Raw genomic sequence first — 24548 nt, 5'->3', positions numbered from 1 at the left:
TAAACTGGATTGGAGCGAAACGCTATGGAACGCTGGCGGCGAGGGCGCCCGGGCTGGCCGGTCATCCGCTCGACGCGATGCGCAGCACGCATTGTACAATTTTTTGTTGCGCCGCGCCAGCCTGTGATCGCGTGCGCCGCGCGATGCGACGGCTCATGCGTGCGGCGGGGTCCGGCGCGGTCCGCGCCGGCGGCGGCATCAGGATGCGGTACCGTTCTTCAGCGATTCGACGAGTTCGATGTACTGCTTCTTTGCCTCGTCTTGCGAGGTGCCTTTCAAGGCTTCCCATGCATCGTACTTGTACTTGCCGACGATGTCGGTGAAGCCGGGTTTGTCGCCATGCACATCGCCGTCGGTCGCTTGTTTGAAGAGCGCGTACAGGCGCAGCAGCGTCAGGTTGCCGGGACGCTCGGTCAATTGCTTCACGTCGATCTGCGCTTGTTCGAATTGGGCGGTGATGTCGCTCATGTGTGTCTCCGTCAGGTTACAGGCTGGTTTTTCCAGTCCGGCGATCTTAGCAAGCGGGAGCGGGCGGCGGCTCGAGCGTTTCTTCCAAACCGCCGCCGGCGCGAAACCGCATGGCTGATTGGCCGGAGTCGCCCGTGCCGGCGGGGCGTCGCATTACAATGTCGGCCATGACGCAAACAGTGCTTCTCGCTATCGATACGTCGACCGAGTTCTGCTCGGTCGCGCTCCTCGTCGCGGCCGACGCCGCCGACGCCTGTTCCATCCGAACCTGGTGCCGCCACGAGCGCACGGGTGCGGTGTCCAGTACCCGTGTGCTGCCGGCCGTGCGCGACGTGCTCGACGAAGCGGGATATCCGCTCGCCGCGTGCGATGCGATCGCGTTCGGCGCGGGGCCTGGCTCGTTTACCGGGCTGCGCACCGCGACGGGTATCGCGCAAGGGCTTGCGTTCGGGCGCGCGCTGCCCGTCGTGCCGGTCGGCACGCTCGTCGCGTGTGCGCAAGCCGCGCGGCTGAACGCGGGCGAAGCGGGCGGCGGCGTGACGCGGGTGCTCGCCGCGCTCGATGCGCGCATGGACGAGGTCTACTGGGCCGATTATGCGTGGGACGACGCGGCGGGCGACTGGCGCGAGATCGTGCCGCCGTCGCTCGACGCGCCCGCCGAAGTCCGTGCTCCCGATGCGCCCTTCGTGCTGGCGGGCAACGCGGCGGCCGCGTTCGGCGCGCGTTTGCCCGCGTGCGCGCAAGCCGGCGCGCTCGACGCGCACGCGCTGCCGCACGCCGTGCCGCTCGCGCATGTCGCGCTTCGTGCGTATCGCGCGGCGCGCACCGTGCCGGCCGATCGCGCGGCGCCCTTATATGTGCGCGACAAGGTTGCGCAGACCACGGCGGAGCGTCTTGCCGGCAAGCTCGCGCCGCGCGCGCTCGGAGACGGCGGATGAGCGGCGTGCTGATGACCGACCGCTATCTGTTGCCGATGACGGACGCGGACCTCGATGAAGTCGTCGAGGTCGAACGGGCCGCCTATGAGTTTCCGTGGACGCGCGGCAATTTCGAGGATTCGCTGCGCAACGGCTATTTCGGCGTCTGCATGCGGCATGTGACGGGCGCGCTTGTCGGCTATTGCGTGCTGATGCCTGTCGTCGATGAGATGCATCTGCTGAATCTCTGCGTCGCGCCCGCTGCGCAGCGCTCCGGCGCGGGGCTCGCATTGCTGCGCGAAGCGGTGCGGATTACGCGCGCGGAGCGGCTCGGCGGCGTGTTGCTGGAGGTGCGGCCGTCGAATCCGCGGGCGATTCATTTGTACGAGCGCTTCGGTTTCGAATCGGTCGGGCGGCGCAGGAACTACTATCCGGCCAAGCATCGCGGCCGGGAGGACGCAATCGTGATGCGTCTCGCATTGACGAATGAAGGAGACGCACATGGGATGGGCTGACGCGGCGCTCGAAGAGCTGGGCTTGGCGCCCGCGTGGGTGCGGCGCGCGCACGGCGAGCATGTCGCGCGGACCGCGCCCGGGCAGGCGGCCGAATCCGGATCCGCGGCGGAGCCGTCGCGCGGATTGGCATCGCTTTCCGGATCGCAGGCCGCTGCGATGCAGGGGCGCGTGGAGGAGTTCGCGCCCGGATCGGCAGATCGGCGCGACGCGGCGCGCGGGCTTGAAAATGCGCCGGGCGTGCACGACGGCGCTGCGCATTTGCCCGAGACAGACGCGGCACGCACGGCACGGCATGCGACGTTGCAGGATGCGCATGGTGATGCGCGGCGTGCGGCTCGACGCGACGACGCGGCGCTCGCGCCGGCTTCGATTGCACCCCGCGGCGCAGCCGCCGCGCAATCGGGCGCGGCCGATCGCGGCGCCGAATCGTCGGATGCGTCGCAACGCGTGGCGCGTGGAGCATTCGGCGACGGCGATCCGGGTAGCGCGGCTAGACCCGGCGATCCGGTTGCCGCCGAACGCGCGACGCTGGCCGAGCCGGACACGGATATGTCATGGTTCGATCTCGAACCGGTGTTCGAGCCGGCGTTGCCGGACGTCGGCGCGCCGCCTGCCGGGACGTCGGCGCCGGAGGCGCCCGTTGCCGCGCTCGGCTGGGATGCGCTGCGCGCGCGCGTGGCCGATTGCCGGCGCTGCCGCCTGTGCGAGAAGCGCACCAACACGGTATTCGGCGTTGGCGACGAAAGCGCCGATTGGATGCTCGTTGGCGAAGCACCCGGCGAGAACGAGGACAAACAGGGCGAGCCGTTCGTCGGCCAAGCCGGCAAGCTGCTCGACAACATGCTGCGCGCGCTGTCGCTCGCGCGCGGCGAAAACGTTTATATCGCGAACGTCATCAAATGCCGTCCGCCCGGTAACCGCAATCCCGAACCGGACGAAGTCGCGCGCTGCGAGCCGTATCTGCAACGCCAGGTCGCGCTGGTGAGGCCGAAGCTGATCGTCGCGCTCGGCCGCTTCGCCGCGCAGACGCTTCTCAAGAGCGATGCGAGCATTGCATCGCTGCGCGGGCGCGTGCATCGATACGAAGGCGTGCCGGTGATCGTCACGTATCACCCGGCGTATTTGCTGCGCAGCTTGCAGGACAAATCGAAGGCTTGGGCCGATTTGTGCCTCGCGCGCGACACGTACCGCAGCGCCGCGTCCGACGTCGATGCGCAATGAGTGCCGCCGCGTCGCCGGTGCCGCTGAACCTGTTGCGCGATGCGGCCGTGCGCGATCTCGCGTGGCTGCTGTCGAGCGTGAGTCTCGTCGCGCCGTCGGCGCGCGCGCCGACGGCGCAGCCATGGGCGAGCGGCGCCGATCCGGCCGCCGCGGCGGCGTGGCTGATTGCGCTCGATGCCCATCCGGAACCGCTGCATGCCGCGCTCGCGCAGGCGCGGCCGGTGCGCCTTGGCCGCTATGCCGAATGTCTGCTCGGCTATTTCGCGCAGCATGCGCCGTCGCTCACGCTCGTCGCCGCGAATCTGCCGTTGCGCCGTAACGGTCTCACGCTCGGCGAATGCGATTTTCTGGTCGAGACCGCGAGCGGCGAGCGCCTGCATTGGGAACTCGCGGTCAAATACTATTTGTGCGTCGCGACTTCGGGCGCAGCATCGCTTGCCCATTTCGTCGGGCCGAATCTGGCCGATCGATTCGATTTGAAATATGCGCGTCTCGTCGATCATCAACTGCGGCTGACCACGCGCGACGAGTTTGCGTCGCTCGGCCATCCGGGGCCGTGGCGCGCGCAGATGCTCGTGAAAGGCTGGCTGTTCTATCCGGTGCGCGGCGGCGGGCTCGCGGGCAGCGCGGCGATGACGTCCGGCGCAGCCGCCGGCGATGCGGTTTGCGCGCGTCCGGATGAGAGTGGCCGGATGGCGGCGGGCGGCGAGCGGCAGTCGCCGCGCAGTCCGTGGTCGAGCGTGACGCAGCGAGCAGCCGGCGAGCCGGGGGCGGCCAACAGCGCGCAAGCAGCAGGCAGCCGGCATGCGGGTAACGAGACGCGCAGGGATCGGCAAACCGAATTGCAAATTGACTTGCAGAGCGATTCGCAAACCAATTTGCAGGCCGATTCGAAGGCCGATTCGCAAACCGATTCGCAAACCGATTCGCAGCGCTCGTCACAGGCCGCTTCGTTGGCCGGTTCGCAGACTGATTCGCGCAACGCCGCGCTGCCCCCCGCAGATCGGTTGACGGCCTTCGGATGGCCGGCGATTCGCGATCCGCTCGAAGTCGAAGCCGGCCATCCGCGCGGATTCTGGATCACCCGCAATGAATGGCTGGCGTTGGGCGCCGAGCAATGTCCAGATGCGCGCTGGATGCTGCTGCCGCGTCTCGCATGGCTCGCGCCGCGCGCGATCGACGACGCTTCGGCGGCGCGCGGGCAAAACGCGCTGCTCGATGCCGACGCGATGCTGGCGCGAGCCGCCGAACTGCCGGGCCCGGCGCTCGTGGCCGCGCTCGTGCGTGGCCGCGATGCCGTGTGGCGCGAGGCGGTGCGCGGCTTCATCGTGCCCGACGACTGGCCGGCGCGCGCGGCGGCGTTCGCCGGGCGCTGATTCGATGACGCAGACGGCAGGCGCTGCCGCGCGCTTAGTGCGCGTTGGCGCGGCGCATATCGCACGGTGGGTCATCTTCTGTGGATTCGCTGACCTGCTGGGCCGCCAGTCTGCTGCTTCCCAAACCGCCGCGCCGCCGACGGGCATCATTAACGCCGCTTGCCGCCTACCACCACCGATAGAAATGATGCACCGGCCCGACGCCGTGGCCGACATCGAGCCGTCCGTTTGCGTCGATGGCGCCGGTCAGATAGCGTTTCGCATCGGCGATAGCGTCGGCAAGCGTCGCGCGCCGCGGCAGCAGCGCGGCGATCGCCGACGACAGCGTGCAGCCCGTGCCGTGCGTATTGGCGGCTGGCAGCCGCGGTCCGGCGAACCGTTGCGCGCCGCTCGCGTGGATCAGCCAGTCGGGGCTTTCGGTCGGGCTGCCGAGGTGCCCGCCCTTCATCAGCACCGCTTTCGCACCGCGCGCGACAAGCGCTTCGCCCTGGCGCACCATCTCGTCCTCGGTCGTCGCGGCCTCGACGCCCAGCAACGCCGCGGCTTCCGGCAGGTTCGGCGTGACGAGATCGGCAAGCGGCAGCAGCTCCGCACGCAGCGCATCGACCGCTTGCGGCGCCAACAGCGAATGAGCGCTCTTCGAGATCATCACAGTATCGAGCACGACATACGGCGGAGCGTAGCGGGTGAGTGCCGCCGCGACCGCGCGCACGATCGATGCATTCGCGAGCATCCCGATCTTCACCGTGTCGATGCGGATGTCGTCGAATACGGCATCGAGCTGGGCCTCGACAAAGCCCGCATCGGGCGCATGCACGCCTGTCACGCCACGGGTGTTTTGCGCAGTCAGCGCGGTGATGACGCTCGCGCCATACGCGCCGAGCGCGGAGAAGGTCTTCAGATCGGCCTGGATGCCGGCGCCCCCGCCGGAGTCCGAGCCGGCGATCGTCAGCGCGTTGGGGATCGGTACGCTCATGGGCGCGTGGAAAATTCGAGCGGGCAACAGGGGCAGTCTATGGCGAATCCGAACCGGCGGCGAGCGGTGCGAACCGGCCGCCCGCGCCGCTCGCCGTGCGTCAGTGTTTCGATTCGCCGATCAGCGAAACCGAGTCGAAGCGGCGCTGGTTCGCGATGTGCAGCCGCATCACCAGCCACATCGTCAGGCAGACGAACGTGCCGAACAGCACGATCACGACGCTCACCGATACGTCGAGCCACACGAGCGCCGCATAAATGCACAGCATCACGAGCACGGACAGATTCTCGTTGAAATTCTGCACCGCGATCGAATGCCCGGCCGACAGCAGCACGTGCCCGCGATGCTGCAGCAGCGCATTCATCGGCACGACGAAAAAGCCGGACAGCGCGCCGACGAACACCAGGAACACATAGGCGATCAACAGGTAGACAGGCAGGTGCACGTGATGGCCGATGCGCAACACCCAGTCGGCGGGAATCAGGTGGCGCGTGTAGAACGCCATCAGCATCACCGCGATGCCCATGATGATGCCGACGGGCAGCACGGACAGCGATTTGCGCAGCGGAATGCGGCTCGCCGCGATCATGGCGCCCGCTGCGACGCCGAGTGCCACGACGGCCTGCAGCAGCGCGCCTTCCGACAGCGACATGCCGAGCGACACTTCCGCCCACTTGAGCACGATGAATTGCAGGGTCGCGCCCGCGCCCCAGAAGAGCGTCGTGACGGCGAGCGAGATCTGCCCGAGCTTGTCGCGCCAGAGCGCCATGAAACAGTCGGCAAATTCCGTGACGAGCTTGATCGGGCCGTGCTGTTGCTTCGGATAGCGGGCGCCGGTGTCGGGAATGCGCAGGTTGAAGAGCGCGGCCATCACGTAGATCGCCATGATGACGAGCATCGCGGCTTCGGCGGGCGTGCTGATCGACGGCGGCGTATGCGCGATCACGTGCGGCGCGATCTTCGGACTGATCAGCGCGCCGCCCAGTACGGTGCCGAGGATGATCGAGCTGACCGTCGTGCCCTCGATCCAGCCGTTCGCGGCCACGAGCCGCTCGGGCGGCAGCAGTTCGGTCAGGATGCCGTACTTCGCCGGCGAATACGCGGCCGCGCCGAAGCCGACGATTCCGTATGCGACGAGCGGATGGGCGCCGAACAGCATCAGCAGGCAACCGCCGACCTTGATCGAATTGGTGATGAACATCACGCGCCCTTTGGGCCGCGAATCGGCGAATGCGCCGACGAACGCGGCGAGCACCACGTAGGACAGCACAAAGAACAACTTGAGGAGCGGCACCATCCAGTTGGGCGCGTGCAGATCTTTGAGCAGGGCGATTGCGGCGATGAGAAGAGCGCTGTCGGCCAACGACGAGAAAAACTGCGCGGCCATGATGGAGTAAAAACCTTTTTTCATCTGAAGCGATGCTTTCCTCGCGGCGGCTCGGCCGCGCGTGGGCCGTGCAATCGGATTCGATTCCTCGAAATGGGTTGTGCGCACGGCTTTATATCACGAAAATACGTCAATTCGGACTAGCAAGATTCCCCGATCGTTCCGCTTATTGTCGGCATTGCGCCCAAAAAGCACGATAAGCTGATGATTAGCAAGCGTCTTTACGAAATATCCTCATATGCCGCGACCGATTTCCGCCACGATCCACACCGCCGCTCTCGCGAACAATCTTTCGGTGGTGCGTCGCCACGCGCCTCGCTCCAAGGTCTGGGCGATCGTCAAGGCAAATGCATACGGGCACGGCCTGGCGCGGGTCTTTCCCGGGCTGCGCGGCACCGACGGCTTCGGCCTGCTCGATCTCGACGAGGCCGTGAAGCTGCGCGAGCTGGGCTGGGCGGGCCCGATCCTGCTGCTGGAGGGCTTTTTCCGTTCGACCGATATCGACGTGATCGACCGCTACAGCTTGACGACCGCGGTGCACAACGACGACCAGATGCGCATGCTCGAAACCGCGCGGTTGTCGAAACCCGTCAATATTCAGCTCAAGATGAACAGCGGCATGAACCGGCTCGGCTACGTGCCGGAAAAGTTCCGCGCCGCGTGGGAGCGTGCGCGCGCGTGCCCCGGCATCGGGCAGATCACGTTAATGACCCATTTTTCGGATGCCGATAGCGAGCGGGGCGTGGCCGAGCAGGTCGCGACGTTCGAGCACGGCGCGCAAGGGATTGCCGGCGCGCGCAGCTTCGCGAACTCGGCGGCCGTGCTCTGGCACCCGTCGACGCATTTCGACTGGGTGCGCCCCGGCATCGTCCTGTACGGCGCATCGCCGTCGGGACGCGCGGCCGACATCGCCACGCAGGGCCTGAAGCCCGCGATGACGCTCGCCTCCGAGCTGATCGCGGTGCAGACGCTGGCGAAGGGGCAGACGGTGGGCTACGGATCGCGTTTCGTCGCGCAGGGCAAGATGCGCATCGGCGTCGTCGCGTGCGGCTACGCGGACGGCTATCCGCGGATCGCGCCGGAAGGCACGCCGGTCGTCGTCGACGGCGTGCTCACGACGATCGTCGGGCGCGTGTCGATGGACATGCTTACCGTCGACCTGACGCCGGTGCCGCAGGCGGGTATCGGCGCGCGCGTCGAGCTGTGGGGCGAGGCGCTCGCGATCGACGACGTCGCCGCGCATTGCCAGACGGTCGGCTATGAGCTGATGTGCGCGGTCGCGCCGCGCGTGCCGGTGCGCGCGGAATAAAAAAGCGGAAAAGGGTAGAAGCGCGTGGCAAAACAGAAAACGGTTTTCGTCTGCACCGAATGCGGCGGGCAGACGCCGAAGTGGCAAGGGCAGTGCCCGTCGTGTCACGCATGGAATACGCTGGTCGAATCGCTGGACGCGCCGGCGTCCGCGCATCGTTTCCAGTCGCTCGCCAGGCGTGCACCGGTACAGCGGCTTGCCGAGATCGAGGCGGCCGACGTGCCGCGCCTGTCGACCGGCATCGGCGAGTTCGACCGGGTGCTGGGCGGCGGGCTCGTCGCGGGCGGCGTCGTGCTGATCGGCGGCGATCCGGGCATCGGCAAGTCGACGCTGCTGCTGCAATCGCTCGCGCAGATCGCGAGCGAGCGGCCCGCGCTGTATATCAGCGGCGAGGAATCGGGGGCGCAGATCGCATTGCGCGCGCAGCGGCTTGCGTTGCTCGAAGGCGGCGCGGGCGTTGCCGATCTGAAGCTGCTTGCCGAAATTCAGCTCGAAAAAATTCAGGCTGCGATCGACGCCGAGCGGCCCGAGGTTGCGGTCGTCGATTCGATCCAGACGATCTATTCGGACGCGTTGACCTCGGCGCCCGGCTCGGTCGCGCAAGTGCGCGAATGCGCGGCGCAACTGACGCGTATCGCCAAGCAATCCGGCACCGCGATCATCATGGTCGGGCACGTGACGAAGGAGGGCAATCTCGCGGGCCCCCGCGTGCTCGAACACATCGTCGATACCGTGCTGTACTTCGAGGGCGACACGCATTCGTCGTTCCGGCTGGTGCGCGCGTTCAAGAACCGCTTCGGCGCGGTCAACGAGCTTGGCGTGTTCGCGATGACCGAGCGCGGCCTGCGCGGTGTCGCGAATCCGTCCGCGCTTTTTCTGTCGCAGCATACGGAGATCGTGGCGGGCTCGTGCGTGCTCGTCACGCAGGAGGGCACGCGGCCGCTGCTCGTCGAGGTGCAGGCGCTCGTCGACACCGCGAACGTGCCGAATCCTCGCCGGCTCGCGGTCGGCCTCGAGCAGAACCGGCTCGCGATGCTGCTTGCGGTGCTGCATCGGCATGCGGGCATCGCGTGCTTCGATCAGGACGTATTCCTGAACGCGGTGGGCGGCGTCAAGATCACCGAGCCCGCCGCCGATCTCGCGGTGCTGCTCGCGATTCATTCGTCGATGCGTAACAAACCGTTGCCGAAAGGGCTGGTCGTATTCGGCGAAGTGGGACTCGCGGGCGAAATCCGGCCGTCGCCGCGGGGACAGGAGCGCTTGCGCGAAGCGGCGAAGCTCGGTTTCACGGCCGCGCTGATTCCGAAGGCGAATGCGCCGAAACAGCCGATCGACGGGCTGCGCGTGCTGGCGGTGGAGCGCATCGAGCAGGCAATCGATCAAATCCGCACGCTCGAGTGAGCGCGTGCGCCGGCCGCGCCGCAGCCGGCCGCTTAGCCGATGCCCGTCGCGTTTCACGATTGAGACCGTAAAACGATGTAACGTTTTGGTACGTTTGCGTAACCTTTTTCCGGTCGATTTCTTTCTATGCTTGCGCGGGTTGTCTGCCGCATCTCGCGGAAAAGGAAGGCTGTGTTGAAACGATCTCGTCAAGCAAGTGCGCCGATGCGCACCTACAAGGTCCGAGGCTGCCGTGTATCCGAGCCGATCGGCGCGCCGTGGGGAGGAGGCTGCCGGATCGTCGAGTGGGTTGGCACGGACGGGCGGATCGCGCGCCGCGTCGCCCATGTGAATGTGACCGAAGCGGAAGTCGCGGCGATGATCCGCCGGCCACTCGAAGGCCGCCGTCATTTGATGGGCGACGACGAGCAAATGCCGCGCGATACGTTGCCGCGCCGCTGAGCGGGATGCGCGCGGGCGCGATGCGCGGCATTGATATCCGCGCGTCGCCGCTTGATCGAGCGCTGCTGCTCATGCGGGCGCAAATGCAATGCCGGCGCGTAATGCCTGCGCTGCATGGCGAAATGCGCCCGTCGATACGTCGGCGTAAGTCATGCTCCCAGCGGCCCACGCCGGACCGAGCCGGATTGCCGTTGCACCGACGCGTGCGATGAAATCGACGCGTGCGGCGAGCCGCGAATCCGGGATCGGGTCGTTCGGCGCCAACGTCGCGAATCGCCCCGTTATCTCGCAACTGTTCGCGCGGCCCGCGCATGTTGCCGCCCGCGCTTCTTTGCGCGCGGGTTATCCGATCTTCTCGAGTTCGTCCTGCGCGCCGAGCCAGTCGGCTTCGAGCGTCTCGAGGCGGGCGTTGACGTCGCCGAGCTTGCGGATCGCTTCGGTGAGCCGCGCTTTTTGGTCAGCCGCGTAGCTTGCCGGATCGGCGACGTAAGCGTCGAGCGCCACTTTTTCGGCGTGGAGCTGCTCCATGGCCTTTTCGATCTTCGCGATGCGCGCCTGCAGCGGCTTTTTCAGTTGCGCGAGCTGTTGCCGCGCTTGCGCCTCCTGCCGTTTCTGATCTTTGCGGTTGACGGCGGGCGTGCCGCCTTCCGCCGCGGCGCAAGCCTCGCCCTTGGCGGCCGCACGCATGTCGGCGGCATGTTGCAGCAGCCAATCGCGGTAATCGTCCAGATCGCCGTCGAACGGCTGCAACCGGTGTTTCGCGACCAGCATGAATTGGTCGGTCGTCGCGCGCAGCAGATGGCGATCGTGTGACACGAGAATCAGCGTGCCTTCAAATTGCGCGAGAGCCATCGTCAGCGCGTGGCGCGTCTCGAGGTCGAGGTGGTTCGTCGGCTCATCCAGCAGCAGCAGGTTCGGCTTTTGCCAGATGATGAGTGCCAGCGCGAGCCGCGCCTTCTCGCCGCCCGAGAATGGTGCGATCGGCGCGGTTGCCATGTCGCCGGAGAAGTTGAAGCTGCCGAGAAAATCGCGCAGTTCCTGCTCGCGCGTATCGGGCGCGAGGCGGGCGAGATGCGCGAGCGCGGAGTCGTCAGGGCGCAGCGTTTCGAGCTGGTGTTGCGCGAAGTAGCCGATCGTGAGTCCGCGGCCGGTGCGCACGTCGCCCGCAAGCGGCGCGAGCGTGCCGGCCAGCGTCTTGATGAGCGTCGATTTGCCTTGGCCGTTCGCACCGAGCAGGCCGATGCGCTGGCCGTTCTGGATCGACAGCGCGACGCGCTCGACGATCGGAATCTCGCTGCCATCGTCCGCGCGGTAGCCGCAGCGCACGTCCTCCATCACCAGCATCGGGTTCGGTGCGGAATCGGGCGTGCGGAACTCGAACGTAAAGGGCGATGCAACGTGCGCGGGCGCGATCAACTCCATTTTCTCGAGCGCCTTCATGCGGCTTTGCGCCTGTTTCGCCTTGGTGGCCTTCGCCTTGAAGCGGTCGATGAAGCTTTGCAGGTGCGCGATGGTCTTGCGCTGCTTTTCGTAGGCGCTTTGCTGCAATTCGAGCTGCTGCGCTCGCAATACTTCGAATTGCGAATAATTGCCGCCGTAGCGCTTCACCTGCCGGTTGTCGAGATGGAGTGTGACATTGCAGACCGCGTCGAGAAACTCGCGGTCGTGCGAGATGACGACGAGGGTGCCCGCATAACGGTGAAGCCAATCTTCGAGCCAGACGATTGCGTCGAGATCCAGGTGGTTCGTCGGCTCGTCGAGCAGCAGCAGATCCGAGCGGCACATCAGCGCCTGCGCGAGGTTCAGGCGCATGCGCCAACCGCCCGAGAAGCTGGCGACCGGCTCGCGCGTTTGCGCGAGCGTGAAACCGAGCCCAAGCAGCAGTGCTTCGGCGCGTGCAGGCGCGGTATAGCCGTCGGCGTCGGCGAATGCCGCGTGCGCTTCCGCCTCGGCCGCGCCGTCATGCGCGGCGGCGGCCGAGGCGATGCGCGCCTCGATCGCACGCAGCGCGGCGTCGCCGTCGAGCGTGTAGTCGAGCGCGGTGCGTTCGACAGCCGGCGTTTCCTGCGACACGTGTGCGATGCGCCATGACGGCGGCATCGCGCAATCGCCCGCATCCGCGTGCAGCTCGCCGCGCAATACGGCGAAGAGCGTTGATTTGCCCGCGCCGTTCGCGCCGACCAAGCCGGCTTTTTCGCCGGGGTTGAGCACAAACGACGTCGCGTCGAACAGCGGCTTCGTGCCGCGGGCAAGGCTGAACTGATTGAAACGGATCACGGCGGGGCAGGCTCGAAAAGCTCGGGAAAGCCGTATTCTAGACTGCGCGTCGCGCGGGCGGGATCGTCCGAAAGGCCAGGTTCGCGCGCGGCGTCGAATTGGCCTAGACTTTCGCGAACGGTAACGCCCTATCGGGGCAGGGAGGAATGGGTCGATGTCGACACTCTATTCATTCAGCGCGCAGACGCTCGAAGGCGGTGACGTGCAACTGGAGCAATACCGGGGCAAGGTGCTCCTCATCGTCAATACCGCGAGCCAATGCGGCTTCACGCCGCAATATGCCGGCTTACAGCAGCTCTACGAGCGCTTTCGCGAGCGCGGGCTCGTCGTGCTCGGCTTTCCTTGCAATCAGTTCGGCAAGCAGGAGCCGGGCGACGCCGCGCAGATCGGCGCGTTTTGCGAAAGGAACTACGGCGTGACGTTCCCGATGTTCGCGAAGATCGACGTCAACGGCGACAACGCGCATCCGCTTTATCGCTACCTGACCAACGAGGCGCCCGGCATTCTGGGGCTCAAGTCGATCAAGTGGAACTTTACGAAGTTTCTCGTGAACCGCGACGGCGAGATCGTCAAGCGCTATGCGCCGTCGACGAAGCCGGAGGAATTGGCGGCGGACGTCGAGAAGCTGCTGTGATGCGGGCCGCCGGGCCACACACCGGCCTGTGACGCCCGGCCCCGCGCATCGGGGTGCCGGGCGCGCCGGTTCGTGCAGCCGGCTCGCGCGCGGGTGTTTCAGTCGCTACAGAATCGGCGCGAACAGCCGCGCGACGTGCATCGCGACGCGTCGCCACGCAGGCGAGCGCCGGTATTCGTCGAGACTGACTTCGAATGCGTCCGCGAAGTCGCGGTCGAGCATCGCTTCGACTTCGGCCGCGAAACCGTCGTCGAGAACCAGCACCATGATTTCGAAATTGAGCCGGAACGACCGGTTGTCGAGATTCGCGCTGCCGACCGCGGCCGCCGTGTGGTCGATCAGCAGAACCTTCTGGTGCAGGAAACCGGGCCGGTAGCGGAAGATTTTCACGCCGGCGTCGATCAGATCGCGCGCGTACAGCTTCGAGGCCTCGAACACGACATAGTGGTCGCGCCGGCTTGGAATCAGGATCCGCACGTCGACGCCGCGCATCACCGCGAGCTTGAGTGCGGAAATCACCGCTTCGTCGGGCACGAGATAGGGCGTCGTGATCCAGATGCGTTCGCGCGCCGTGTTGATCGCCTCCGCAAAGAACAGCGAGCCCGTCTCCTGTTTGTCGGCGGGGCCCATCGGCACGACGAGGCAATGCATCCGCGCGCCGGGCTCGGGTGCGGGCGGCGGCGCTTGCGGCGGCAGCGACTGCGTCGCCCAGTGCCAGTCTTCGGCGAACACGTATTGGATGTGCGCAACGGCGGGGCCGCGCACTTCAATGTGCGTATCGCGCCACGGCGAAAGGCGTGGATTGCCGCCGAGATACTCGGTGCCGACGTTGTGACCGCCGACGAATGCGCACTCGCCATCGACGACGACGATTTTCCGGTGATTGCGAAAATTGAGCTGGAACCGGTTGACGAACTGTTTGTTGGTCGCGAACGGGTGGACTTCCACGCCGCCGTCGCGCAGCGCGTCGACATAGCGCGACGGCAGGTCGAAGCTGCCGATGCTGTCGTACAGCAGATAGCAGCGCACACCGGCTCGGGCGCGCGCGAGCAGCGCGTCGCGTAGCATCGCGCCGAGCGCGTCGTCGCGGATGATGAAGAACTGCACGAGTACATAGCTGCGCGCGGTTTCGATCGCGGCGAGAATCGCGGAAAACGTCGCTTCGCCGTTGACGAGCGTGCGCACCGCGTTACCGGCGACGAACGGCATTCCGCCCAGATGGGTGAGCGCGCGCACGCGCGCGGAACCGAGCGCATCGTGAGGCAGACCGGGCATCGGATGTGCGGCGCCCCACGGCATCGGATGCGTGCGGGTGCGCAGCGCCGCCGTTTCCTGACGGCGTGCGTCGACGTAGCCGGAAAATTTGCTGCGGCCGAGGAACAGATACGGGATCAGCGTCAGATAAGGCATCGCCGTCAACGACACTGCCCACGCGATCGCGCCTTGCGACGTCCGGGTGTTCAGGATCGCATGACAGGCGGCGATCACGCCGAGCACGTGAGCCGCGCCGATCAGAGTGCCGAGGCTGAGCCAGTCGATTTGCATGAGCGCACGGAATATCCGAGGAAGTTCGTGCGGCCCGCCGGGTTCGGCGTGCCGCTTCGCGCATCTTACCGAGCGTCCGGACGAGCGGCCACCCCCCGTGGGCGGGAATCAGCCGCGTCGATGGCGGCTGCCGGGCGGATCGGGCCGATGCGTCGCCCGGCAAACCTGCGTCGACTGTCAGGCGGCGGGCAGGTCGGCCGCGTGGATCAGGAACACGCTGTCGTCGTCCGCGCTCGTCGGCAGCCAGATCAACTCGAGGCCGCCGAACGCGGCCTCGACGTTCGCGCGTTCGTTGCCGATCTCGACGACGAGCACGCCGTCGTCGGTCAACCAGCGGCGCGCATCGCCGACGATGCGGCGCACGACGTCCATGCCGTCCGTGCCGCCCGCGAGCGCCATTTCCGGCTCGTGACGGTATTCGTCGGGCAATGCCGACATCGATTGCGCGTTCACGTAAGGCGGATTCGTGATGATCACGTCGTAGCGATGTCCGGGTTCTTGCCGCGATGCCGGCAGCGGTGCGTATAGATCGCCGTGGTACAGCGCAATGCGCTCGTCGAGCCCGTAGTCGCCGACGTTGATTTTGGCGACATCGAGCGCATCGGCGCAAAGGTCGACCGCATCGACTTCGGCGTTCGCAAACGCGAGCGCCGCGAGAATCGCGAGGCACCCGGAGCCCGTGCAAAGCTCGAGCACCGAGCCGACCAGCTCGGGGTCCTCGACATAGGGCTGCAGACCGTCGTCGAGCAGCTCGCCGATAAACGAGCGCGGCACGATCACGCGCTCGTCGACGTAGAAACGATGGCCGTGCATCCACGCTTCGTTCGTGATGTAGGCGGCGGGCACGCGCTCGGTCGCGCGGCGTTCGATCACGGCCAGCACCGCGGCGATTTCGTCCGGAGCTAGGCGTGCGTCGAGGAACGGCTCGAGCGTGTCGAGCGGCAGGTGCAGCGTATGCAGCACGAGGTAGACCGCTTCGTCATACGCATTGTCGCAACCGTGGCCGAACGCGAGTTTCGCGGCGCTAAAGCGCGATACCGCGTAGCGCACCAGGTCGCGCACGGTTGCAAATGGAGTGGGGGAGGTTGTCATCAGGCAGTCCCGGTCAAGCGATCAGTTGTTCGAGCACGCGGCGGTATACGTTCTTCAGCGGCTCGATGAAACGCACTTCGACGTGCTCGTCGATCTTGTGGATGCTGCCGTTCGGCGGCCCGAACTCGATGACTTGCGGACAGATCCGCGCGATGAACCGGCCGTCCGACGTGCCGCCCGTGGTCGACAGCTCCGGCGTGACGCCCGTTTCCGCGCGAATCGCATGCTCGAGCGCGTTCGACAGCTCGCCGCGCGGCGTGAGGAACGGCAGGCCGCTTACCGACCACGTCAGTTCGTAGTCGAGCCCGTGACGGTCGAGAATGTCGTGCACGCGGCGTTGCAGCCCGTCGACCGTGCTCGCCGTCGAGAAACGGAAGTTGAACAGCAACTGCGCGTGGCCGGGGATCACGTTCGTCGCGCCAGCGCCGGCGTGCAGATTCGACGCCTGCCAAGTGGTCGGCGGGAAGTATTCGTTGCCGTCGTCCCAGCGCTCGGCCGCAAGTTCGGCGAGCGCGGGCGCGATCAGATGGATCGGATTTTTCGCGAGATGCGGATAAGCGATATGGCCCTGCACGCCCTTGACGATGAGTTCGCCCGACATCGAGCCGCGCCGGCCGTTCTTGACGGCGTCGCCGAGCGTGGCCGTCGACGTCGGCTCGCCGACGATGCAGTAGTCGAGCCGCTCGCCGCGCGCCTGCAGCGCGTCGACGACTTTCACGGTGCCGTCCGTCGCGGGGCCTTCCTCGTCGCTCGTGATCAGAAAGCCGATCGAGCCGCGATGTTGCGGATGCGCGGCGACGAATTCCTCGGCTGCGACGACGAAGCCCGCGAGCGACGTCTTCATGTCGGCGGCGCCCCGGCCGTACAGCTTGCCGTCGCGGTGCGCGGGCGTGAAAGGCGGCGAACTCCATTGTTCGAGCGGGCCGGTCGGCACGACGTCGGTGTGGCCGGCAAAGGCGAGCAGCTTGCCGTCGCGGCCTTGCGTGCCGCGCTTGACGGCCCAGAGATTCGTGACGCCGTGCGACGCGATCGTCTCGCACTGGAATCCGAGCGCCAGCAGGCGTTCGGTCATCAGTTGCTGGCAGTGTTGATCGTCGGGCGTGACGGACGCGCGTGCGATGAGCTGTTCGGTGAGGGCTAGGGTGGCGGACATGATTCGGACCACGGTTCGATAAAAAAATGCCGGCGCGACGGCCGGCAGCGTGTCAGGCAAGACGGCGGTGCACGTTCAGGAGAAATGCCCGGCGTACTCGTCGGCCGAGAAGCCCAGCGTTTTCACGCGGCCGTCGACGACGACGACGGGCCGCTTGATCACGGAAGGCTTGTCGATCATCAGCGCGATCGCGCCCACTTCGGATTCGGCCGCGACCTTCTGCTCATCGGTGAGGCCGCGCCACGTCGTGCCGCGCCGGTTGACGAGCGCATCGAGCGGCACGTCCTTCAGCCAGCTCTTGATGAGCGGCGCGGTGACGCCGGCTTTCTTGAAATCGTGGAACGCGAACGCGACGCCGTGCGATTCGAGCCACGTGCGGGCCTTCTTCACGGTGTCGCAGTTCGGAATCCCGTAGACGACGATCACGGCGGTGTTCGCTGCGCCTGCCATCAGTCGCCTCGCAGCAGCTCGTTCAGGCCGACCTTCGCGCGTGTTTTCGCGTCGACCTTCTTCACGATCACCGCGCAGTACAGGCTGTGCGTGCCGTCCTTCGACGGCAGGTTGCCCGCGACGACGACCGAGCCGGCCGGAATGCGGCCGTAGCTGATCTCGCCGGTTTCGCGATCGTAGATCTTCGTGCTTTGGCCGAGGTAGACGCCCATCGAAATGACCGAATTCTCCTCGACGATCACGCCCTCGACGACTTCCGAGCGCGCGCCGATGAAGCAGTTGTCCTCGATGATGACGGGGTTGGCCTGCAACGGCTCGAGCACGCCGCCGATGCCGACGCCGCCCGACAGATGCACGTTCTTGCCGATCTGCGCGCACGAGCCGACGGTCGCCCAGGTATCGACCATCGTGCCTTCGTCGACATACGCGCCGATATTCGTGTACGACGGCATCAGCACGACGTTCTTCGCGATGAACGAGCCGCGGCGCGCGATCGCCGGCGGCACGACGCGAAAGCCGCCCGCTGCGAAGTCGTCGGCCGAATAGTTCGCGAACTTCGACGGCACTTTGTCGTAGAACTGCGAGTAGCCGCCCGCCGGCATCGGCGTGTTGTCCTCGAGGCGGAACGACAGCAGCACGGCTTTCTTCAGCCACTGGTGCACGGTCCAGTTGCCGTCGATTTTTTCGGCGACGCGCAGCGCGCCGCGGTCGAGTTGCTCGATCGCGTGCGCGACGGCCTCGCGGACTTCCGCGGGCGCGGCCTTCGGCGACAGTTCGGCGCGGTTTTCCCACGCGCTATCGATGATTTGCTGAAGTTGTTGCGACATGTTCGTGGCTATGCTGGACGTGGAGGTCAATCAAACGGGATGCATCAGGGCCAGGCGTGCGGGAAAGCTTCGGCGCCGCCGGGTTTCAACGCATGAGGCCGCGGCAGAAATCGACGATGCGCCGCGCGCCTTCGACGCATTCGGCCGAGCCCGCGACGAGCGCGATGCGGATGAAGTCGCGGCCGGGATTCGCGCCGTGTGCATCGCGGGCGAGATACGAGCCGGGCAGAACCGTCACATTATAGTCGGCGAACAGGCGGCGGGCGAACTCGGTATCCGATAGGCCGGTGCGCGCGACGTTGGCCCACAGGTAGAACGCGGCGTCGGGCACGCGCACGTCGATCACGTCGGCGAGCATCGGCGTGAGCGTCGCGAATTTTTGAGCATAGAGCGCGCGGTTTTCGCGCACGTGCGCCTCGTCGCCCCATGCGGCGAGGCTCGCGCGCTGCCACACGGGCGACAGCGCCGCGCCATGGTAGGTGCGATACAGCAAAAAGCGCTTGAGCAGCGCCGCGTCGCCCGCGATGAAGCCGGAGCGCATCCCCGGCACGTTCGAGCGCTTCGACAGGCTCGACAGCATCACGAGCCGCTCGAACCCGCGGCCGAGCCGGTGCGCGGCCTCCAGGCCGCCGAGCGGTGGCTTCGCTTCGTCGAAATAAATCTCCGAATAGCATTCGTCGGATGCGATCACGAAGCCGTGTCGCTCCGACAGCGCAAACAGTTCGCGCCAATCGTCGAGCGTCAGCACGGCGCCCGTCGGATTGCCGGGCGAGCAGACGTAGACGAGCTGCGTGCGCGCCCAGACCTCGTCGGGCACGGCCGAATAGTCGGGCGCGTAATTGCGCGCCGGGTCGCTGTTCACGTAATACGGCTCGGCGCCCGCGAGGAGCGCCGCGCCTTCGTAGATTTGGTAGAACGGATTCGGACAGAGTACGATCGGTTTTTCGCGGCCGCCGGCTGCGCGAGTCGGATCGATCACCGCCTGCGCGAGCGAGAACAGCGCCTCGCGCGAGCCCGACGCGGCCAGCACTTGCGTGGCGGCGTCGATCGCGGCAAGCCCGTAGCGGCGCGTGAGCCAGCGTGCGATCGCCTCGCGCAGCGCGTCGGCGCCGGCCGTGGCCGGATACGCGGCGAGCCCGTCGAGCGCGTCCGCGGCGGCCTCGCGGATCAGCGCGGGCGTCGCATGTTTCGGCTCGCCGATGCCGAAGCTGATCGGTGGCAGATGCGCGGGCGGCGTGATGCCGGCGAGGAGCGCGCGGAGCTTTTCGAACGGATAAGGCTGGAGCGTGTCGAGACGTGGGTTCACGGGCTTGGGCGGACTAAACCGGTAGGGCCGACGGATGGGCCGGGTTGAGCGAAACGGGCGTGGCGCGGTGGCGCGCTGCGCAAAGGGTGCCGCCGGCAAGCGCGGCATAGGCCGCCGGGCGCACGCGCAATCGCGCGTGGATCGCGGCGCGGCGGCTGCCGACGTACCGCGCCTGACGGACCGCATGGACGAACCGGCGGCGATCGGGCCTGTGCATCGGACCTGGATCAACTTGCCGATCTCGGGCCGGGGATGCGGCGGCGTTCCGATTATAGCGTGGCGTCGTCTTGCGACGAGCGGCGGTTTCGGGTGACGGGCAGCGGTTTCGCATGGCGATCGGCGGTTGAAGGACGGAAGAAGGACGCAGCGGCGCGTGCATGGCCGCGCGTCGTCGTAACAGCATGAAGAGGTTGGGTTTGCAGATGAATGAACGGCGGGCCGCGTGGCCCGCGCTTGCGATTCTGATCGGCGCGTCGGTATGGGGCCTGATCTGGTATCCGCTGCGGCTGCTGGCGTCGCTCGGCGTGACGGGCACGGCGGCGAGCGCCGCGACGAGCTTGGTCGCGTGCGCGTTCGTGCTATGCGTGCGGCGCAAGTCGATCGCGACGGTGCGCTGGCATTGGCTGCTGCCCGCGCTTGCCGTCGTGGCGGGCGTGACGAATCTGGGCTTCGTCTGGGGCACGATACATGGCGAAGTGCTGCGCGTGATGCTGCTCTTTTACCTGACGCCGGCGTGGACCGCGATCTACGCGCATTTCATTCTGCGCGAGCGCCTGACGGCCGCCGGCGCGGCACTCGCCGCGCTGTCGCTCGCCGGTGCGGCGCTGATGCTGTGGTCGCCGCGGCTGGGCATGCCGCTGCCGTCGAATCTTGCCGAGTGGGCGGGGCTGGCGGCCGGACTGAGTTTCGCGATGAGCAACGTGCTCGTCGTCAAGGCAAGCCGCGAGCTGCCGCAGATGAAACCCGAGATGCGCACGGCGACGCTGTTCGGCGGCGCGGCCGCGCTCGGCATCGCGGCATCTTTCGTCGAGGGCGTGCCCGCGCTGCCCGCGGCGCAGCACCTGGGCGCGGCCGCGCTGCTTGTCGTCGGCATCGGCGTGACGGTGGCGGTGAACAACATGCTGGTTCAATACGGCCTGTCACGGGTGCCGGCGAACCGCGCGGCGATCATCATGCTGTTCGAGATTTTGATCACCGCGCTGTCGGCGTGGCTTTTTGCCAACGAGGCGCCGAGCGCGCGCGAATGGGCGGGCGGCCTTTGCATCGTCGTCGCGACCCTATTGTCGAGCCGCGTGCATCGCGCCCGGGCGGCCGGGGACGAGCCGGGCGAGCCGCGGGACGGCACCCGCGCGATGGTATGATTGCCCCATACGCGGGGCCGAATGCTTGACAGCACGGCCCCGTTTTTCGAATCTTGGGCGTGTCGCGCCGCGCCGCGCCTGTTTCAATCCGTTTCACACTCTTTACCACCGGTACTGCCGTGCGTCTGAGCTCGATCAAACTCGCTGGCTTCAAATCTTTTGTCGATCCCACGCACTTCCAGGTCCCAGGCCAATTGGTCGGCGTGGTGGGCCCGAACGGGTGCGGCAAGTCCAACATCATCGACGCCGTGCGCTGGGTGCTCGGCGAATCGCGCGCGTCCGAGCTGCGCGGCGAATCGATGCAGGACGTGATCTTCAACGGCTCGACCACGCGCAAGCCCGGCAGCCGCGCGAGCGTCGAGCTGATCTTCGACAACTCCGACGGCCGGGCGGCCGGCCAGTGGGGCCAGTACGGCGAGATCGCCGTGAAGCGCGTGCTCACGCGCGACGGCACGTCGAGCTACTACATCAACAATCTGCCCGCGCGGCGTCGCGACATCCAGGACATCTTCCTCGGCACCGGCCTGGGCCCGCGCGCTTACGCGATCATCGGGCAGGGGATGATCGCGCGGATCATCGAGGCAAAGCCCGAGGAACTGCGCGTGTTTCTCGAAGAGGCGGCGGGCGTGTCGAAGTACAAGGAGCGCCGCCGCGAGACCGAGAACCGGCTGCACGACACGCGCGAGAACCTGACGCGCGTCGAGGACATCATCCGCGAGCTGGGCGCCAATCTCGAGAAGCTCGAGGCGCAGGCGGTCGTGGCGACGAAGTACAAGGAGCTCGTCGCCGACGGCGAGGAGAAGCAACGTCTGCTGTGGCTGCTGCGCAAGAACGAGGCGGTAGCCGAGCAGCAAAAGCAGCGGCACGCGATCGGACAAGCGCAGATCGAACTCGATGCGCAGACCGCCAAGCTGCGCGAGGTCGAGGCGCAGCTCGAGACGCTGCGCGTCGCGCACTATTCGGCGAGCGACGCGATGCAGGGCGCGCAGGGCGCGCTGTACGAGGCGAACGCCGAGGTGAGCCGGCTCGAGGCCGAGATCAAGTTCATCGTCGAATCGCGCAACCGCGTGCAGGCGCAGATCGCGGCGCTCGTCGCGCAGCAGGAGCAATGGCGCGCGCAGGCGCAAAAGGCGCAGGACGATCTGGAGGAAGCGGAGGAGGCGCGCGCGATCGCCGAGGAAAAGGCCGCGCGCGCCGAAGACGACGCCGCGGCCAAGCACGACGCGCTGCCCGCGCTCGAGACGCGCTGGCGCGACGCGCAGGCGCAGTTGAACGACGAGCGCGGCAGGATCGCGCAGACCGAGCAATCGCTCAAGCTCGAGGCTGCGCACCAGCGCAACGCCGATCAGCAGCTCCAGCAGCTCCAGCAGCGGCACGAGCGCCTGAAGGCGGAGGCGGGCGGGCTCGACGCGCCGGACGAGGCGCAACTCGAAGAACTGCGCATGCAGCTCGCCGAGCACGAAGAAATTCTGGCCGACGCGCAGGCGCGTCTGGCCGACGCGCAGGACGCGCTGCCGACGCTCGACGCCGAGCGCCGCGCCGCGCACGAGCGCGTGCAGGCCGAAAGCGCGCAGATTCACCAGCTCGAGGCGCGGCTTGCCGCGCTCAAGCAGTTGCAGGAGAACGTGCAGACGGAAGGCAAGATCCAGCCGTGGCTCGACAAGCACGAACTGGGCGCGTTGCCGCGTCTGTGGAAAAAGCTGCATGTCGAGGCCGGCTGGGAAACCGCGCTCGAGGCGGTACTGCGCGAGCGGCTCGCGGCGCTCGAAGTATCCAATCTCGACTGGGTGAAGGCGTTCGCGAACGACGCGCCGCCCGCGAAGCTCGCGTTCTATGCGCCGCCGCCCGCGGGCGAGCCGCCCGCCGCGCCGGGCGCGTTGCGTCCGCTGCTGCCGCTCGTGCGCATCGACGACGCCGGCCTGCGCGCGGTGCTCAACGACTGGCTCGGCGCGGTGTTCGTCGCCGACGATCTCGCGCAGGCGCTCGCCACGCGCACGCAACTGCCGCCGGGCGGCGCGTTCGTCGTGAAAGCGGGCCATGTCGTCACGCGGGCCGGCGTGCAGCTTTACGCGGCGGATTCCGAGCAGGCCGGGATGCTCGCGCGCGCGCAGGAAATCGAGAATCTGGCGCGCCAGGTGCGTGCGCAGGCGCTGCTGTCCGACGAGGCGAAAGCCGCGGTGGTGCGCGCGGAAGCCGCGCACACGCAGGCGTCGCAGACGCTCGCCGAAGTGCGCGGCGAGGCCGAGCGCGCGACGCAGCGCGTTCATGCGTTGCAACTCGACGTGCTGAAACTCGCGCAGGCGCACGAGCGCTACACGCAGCGCAGCACGCAAATTCGCGAGGAACTCGAGGAGATCGGCGCGCAGATCGAAGAGCAGCGCGCGCTGCGGGCGGAGTCGGAAGCGAATTTCGAACGCCACGATGCCGAACTCGCCGAATTGCAGGCACGCTTCGAAGACAACCAGCTCGCGTTCGAAGCGCTCGACGACGAATTGACCAACGCGCGTCAGCACGCGCGCGATCTCGAGCGCGCAGCGACTGATGCTCGCTTTGCCGCGCGCCAGTCCGCCAACCGGATCGACGAATTGAAGCGAACGATCCAGGTCGCGCACGACCAGAGCGAGCGCGTCGCCGCGTCGCTCGACGATGCGCGCGCGGAACTCGAGACGATCGACGAACAGACCGCGCACACCGGTTTGCAGGATGCGCTCGAGTTGCGCGTGCAGAAGGAGGCGGCGCTTGGCGCGGCGCGCGCGGAACTCGACGATCTGAGCGCGAAGATGCGCGCGGCCGACGAGACGCGCATCGTGGCCGAGCGCTCATTGCAGCCGTTGCGCGATCGCATCACCGAATTGCAGTTGAAGGAGCAGGCCGCGCGGATGACGAGCGAGCAGTTCGCCGAGCAACTCGCGGCGGCCGAGGTCGACGAGGCGGCGCTCGCGCAGAAGCTGACGCCGGACATGAAGCCGTCGTACCTGCAAGGCGAGGTCACGCGGCTCAACAACGCGATCAACGCGCTTGGCCCGGTCAACATGGCCGCGCTCGAAGAGCTGGCGGCGGCGAGCGAGCGCAAGGTGTTCCTCGACGCGCAATCGGCCGACTTGACGAACGCGATCGAGACGCTCGAGGACGCGATCCGCAAGATCGATCAGGAAACCCGCACGCTGCTGCAGGCGACATTCGACGAAGTGAACCGTCATTTCAGCGATCTGTTCCCGCGTCTGTTCGGCGGCGGCCAGGCGAAGCTGATCATGACGGGCGACGAGATCCTCGACGCCGGCGTGCAGGTGATGGCGCAGCCGCCCGGCAAGAAAAACGCGACGATTCACCTGCTGTCGGGCGGCGAGAAGGCGTTGACCGCGACCGCGCTGGTGTTCGCGATGTTCCAGTTGAATCCCGCGCCGTTCTGTTTGCTCGACGAGGTCGACGCGCCGCTCGACGACGCGAACACCGAGCGCTTCGCGAACCTGGTGCGCGCGATGTCGGACAAGACGCAGTTTCTGTTCATCTCGCACAACAAGATCGCGATGGAGATGGCGCAGCAGCTGATCGGCGTGACGATGCAGGAGCAGGGCGTGTCGCGGATTGTCGCGGTCGACATGGAAACGGCTGCCGGGTTTGCGCAGAATAACGGTTGATGACAGGGCGCGCGAAAGCGCAACGCGAATCATCGATCGCGTTCGCACGCGCCGCATGACGAAGAATTGCTGATGGAGCATGCATGGACGAGTTGACACTCGGGTTGATTGGCGCAGGCGCCGTCGTGGTGGGCGGCGTCGTGGTGTACAACGCGTGGCAGGCAGCGAAGGTGCGGCGCAGGATGCCGCGTCCGATGCCGGCCGACGCGGCCGAGGCCGCCGCGCGGCACGAGCACGACGATGCGCCTTTCAT

Annotated in this window: 20 protein-coding genes and 2 pseudogenes; 12 read left to right on the top strand and 10 right to left on the bottom strand. The window is 67.0% G+C overall.

Going from position 1 to position 24548, the window contains the following annotated elements:
* Positions 1–198: 198 nt before the first annotated feature.
* Positions 199–468 carry an acyl-CoA-binding protein gene (locus BSIN_RS04415; RefSeq protein ID WP_059516798.1) on the bottom strand — a complete coding sequence of 90 codons (270 nt, stop codon included), beginning with the start codon at positions 466–468 and terminating at the stop codon, positions 199–201.
* Positions 469–635: 167 nt separating this feature from the next.
* Between BSIN_RS04415 and tsaB the strand changes: the two genes are divergently transcribed.
* From tsaB to BSIN_RS04395, 5 genes and pseudogenes are all read left to right on the top strand, one after another.
* Positions 636–1406, top strand: coding sequence for a tRNA (adenosine(37)-N6)-threonylcarbamoyltransferase complex dimerization subunit type 1 TsaB (gene tsaB / locus BSIN_RS04410; RefSeq protein ID WP_256583615.1), 771 nt, complete (start codon positions 636–638; stop codon positions 1404–1406).
* Positions 1403–1900: a ribosomal protein S18-alanine N-acetyltransferase gene (rimI, locus tag BSIN_RS04405; protein WP_059516800.1), complete on the top strand. Its 498-nt coding sequence runs from the start codon at positions 1403–1405 to the stop codon at positions 1898–1900. Before tsaB ends, rimI begins: the two co-directional genes overlap by 4 nt.
* Positions 1887–3122: a uracil-DNA glycosylase gene (locus tag BSIN_RS25115; protein WP_143757325.1), complete on the top strand. Its 1236-nt coding sequence runs from the start codon at positions 1887–1889 to the stop codon at positions 3120–3122. Before rimI ends, BSIN_RS25115 begins: the two co-directional genes overlap by 14 nt.
* Positions 3119–3751: pseudogene (locus BSIN_RS26375) on the top strand (DUF1853 family protein); the annotation flags it as partial. The gene BSIN_RS25115 and the pseudogene BSIN_RS26375, both read left to right, overlap by 4 nt.
* 3 nt (positions 3752–3754) lie before the next feature.
* Positions 3755–4498 (top strand): DUF1853 family protein, encoded by a 744-nt coding sequence (locus BSIN_RS04395; RefSeq protein WP_089339642.1) that lies wholly within the window; start codon positions 3755–3757, stop codon positions 4496–4498.
* Positions 4499–4664: 166 nt separating this feature from the next.
* On the opposite strand, the gene thiD is transcribed toward BSIN_RS04395, so the two are convergent.
* Complete coding sequence (gene thiD / locus BSIN_RS04390) at positions 4665–5474, bottom strand: bifunctional hydroxymethylpyrimidine kinase/phosphomethylpyrimidine kinase (RefSeq protein WP_069234192.1); 810 nt, start codon at positions 5472–5474, stop codon at positions 4665–4667.
* 100 nt (positions 5475–5574) lie between these two features.
* Positions 5575–6885: a lysophospholipid transporter LplT gene (gene lplT, locus BSIN_RS04385; RefSeq protein WP_059516902.1), complete on the bottom strand. Its 1311-nt coding sequence runs from the start codon at positions 6883–6885 to the stop codon at positions 5575–5577.
* A gap of 214 nt (positions 6886–7099) precedes the next feature.
* On the opposite strand from lplT, the gene alr reads away from it, so the two are divergent.
* From alr to BSIN_RS04370, 3 genes are all read left to right on the top strand, one after another.
* The gene (alr, locus tag BSIN_RS04380) at positions 7100–8170 is read left to right on the top strand and encodes an alanine racemase (RefSeq protein ID WP_059516804.1); all 1071 of its coding nucleotides are present in this window, start codon (positions 7100–7102) and stop codon (positions 8168–8170) included.
* Positions 8171–8194: 24 nt separating this feature from the next.
* On the top strand, positions 8195–9571 hold the full coding sequence (radA, locus tag BSIN_RS04375; RefSeq protein WP_089339615.1) for a DNA repair protein RadA: 1377 nt from the start codon (positions 8195–8197) through the stop codon (positions 9569–9571).
* Positions 9572–9745: 174 nt separating this feature from the next.
* Positions 9746–10012: a DUF2866 domain-containing protein gene (locus BSIN_RS04370; protein ID WP_231753063.1), complete on the top strand. Its 267-nt coding sequence runs from the start codon at positions 9746–9748 to the stop codon at positions 10010–10012.
* A gap of 342 nt (positions 10013–10354) precedes the next feature.
* Here BSIN_RS04370 and BSIN_RS04360 read toward each other — a convergent pair whose 3' ends face one another.
* Positions 10355–12289, bottom strand: a complete 1935-nt coding sequence (locus tag BSIN_RS04360) for an ATP-binding cassette domain-containing protein (RefSeq protein WP_089339612.1) — start codon at positions 12287–12289, stop codon at positions 10355–10357.
* 154 nt (positions 12290–12443) lie between these two features.
* Between BSIN_RS04360 and BSIN_RS04355 the strand changes: the two genes are divergently transcribed.
* On the top strand, positions 12444–12923 hold the full coding sequence (locus tag BSIN_RS04355) for a glutathione peroxidase (protein WP_069234195.1): 480 nt from the start codon (positions 12444–12446) through the stop codon (positions 12921–12923).
* Between the two features lie 105 nt (positions 12924–13028).
* Here BSIN_RS04355 and cls read toward each other — a convergent pair whose 3' ends face one another.
* From cls to dapC, 6 genes are all read right to left on the bottom strand, one after another.
* Positions 13029–14468 carry a cardiolipin synthase gene (gene cls / locus BSIN_RS04350; RefSeq protein WP_089339611.1) on the bottom strand — a complete coding sequence of 480 codons (1440 nt, stop codon included), beginning with the start codon at positions 14466–14468 and terminating at the stop codon, positions 13029–13031.
* 177 nt (positions 14469–14645) lie between these two features.
* Entirely contained in the window at positions 14646–15560 is a 915-nt protein-coding gene (gene prmB / locus BSIN_RS04345) for a 50S ribosomal protein L3 N(5)-glutamine methyltransferase (protein ID WP_089339610.1), read from the bottom strand.
* A 13-nt stretch (positions 15561–15573) separates the two neighbouring features.
* A complete protein-coding gene (dapE, locus tag BSIN_RS04340; RefSeq protein ID WP_089339641.1) occupies positions 15574–16713 on the bottom strand; it encodes a succinyl-diaminopimelate desuccinylase in 1140 nt (379 codons plus the stop codon).
* A 75-nt stretch (positions 16714–16788) separates the two neighbouring features.
* Complete coding sequence (locus BSIN_RS04335; protein ID WP_089339609.1) at positions 16789–17163, bottom strand: ArsC family reductase; 375 nt, start codon at positions 17161–17163, stop codon at positions 16789–16791.
* Positions 17163–17990 carry a 2,3,4,5-tetrahydropyridine-2,6-dicarboxylate N-succinyltransferase gene (dapD, locus tag BSIN_RS04330; RefSeq protein WP_059516822.1) on the bottom strand — a complete coding sequence of 276 codons (828 nt, stop codon included), beginning with the start codon at positions 17988–17990 and terminating at the stop codon, positions 17163–17165. Before dapD ends, BSIN_RS04335 begins: the two co-directional genes overlap by 1 nt.
* An 85-nt stretch (positions 17991–18075) precedes the next feature.
* Positions 18076–19296, bottom strand: a complete 1221-nt coding sequence (gene dapC / locus BSIN_RS04325; protein WP_059516825.1) for a succinyldiaminopimelate transaminase — start codon at positions 19294–19296, stop codon at positions 18076–18078.
* A gap of 416 nt (positions 19297–19712) precedes the next feature.
* Between dapC and BSIN_RS04315 the strand changes: the two genes are divergently transcribed.
* The 3 genes and pseudogenes from BSIN_RS04315 to BSIN_RS24915 all read left to right on the top strand — a co-directional run.
* Positions 19713–20657: a DMT family transporter gene (locus tag BSIN_RS04315; protein ID WP_089339640.1), complete on the top strand. Its 945-nt coding sequence runs from the start codon at positions 19713–19715 to the stop codon at positions 20655–20657.
* Between the two features lie 119 nt (positions 20658–20776).
* Positions 20777–24295, top strand: coding sequence for a chromosome segregation protein SMC (gene smc, locus BSIN_RS04310; RefSeq protein ID WP_089339639.1), 3519 nt, complete (start codon positions 20777–20779; stop codon positions 24293–24295).
* Between the two features lie 83 nt (positions 24296–24378).
* Positions 24379–24548 (top strand): annotated as a pseudogene (locus BSIN_RS24915) (cell division protein ZipA C-terminal FtsZ-binding domain-containing protein); the annotation flags it as partial.

This window comes from Burkholderia singularis (assembly GCF_900176645.1).
Lineage (GTDB): Bacteria > Pseudomonadota > Gammaproteobacteria > Burkholderiales > Burkholderiaceae > Burkholderia > Burkholderia singularis.
This window is presented reverse-complemented; position numbering and strand designations above follow the sequence as displayed.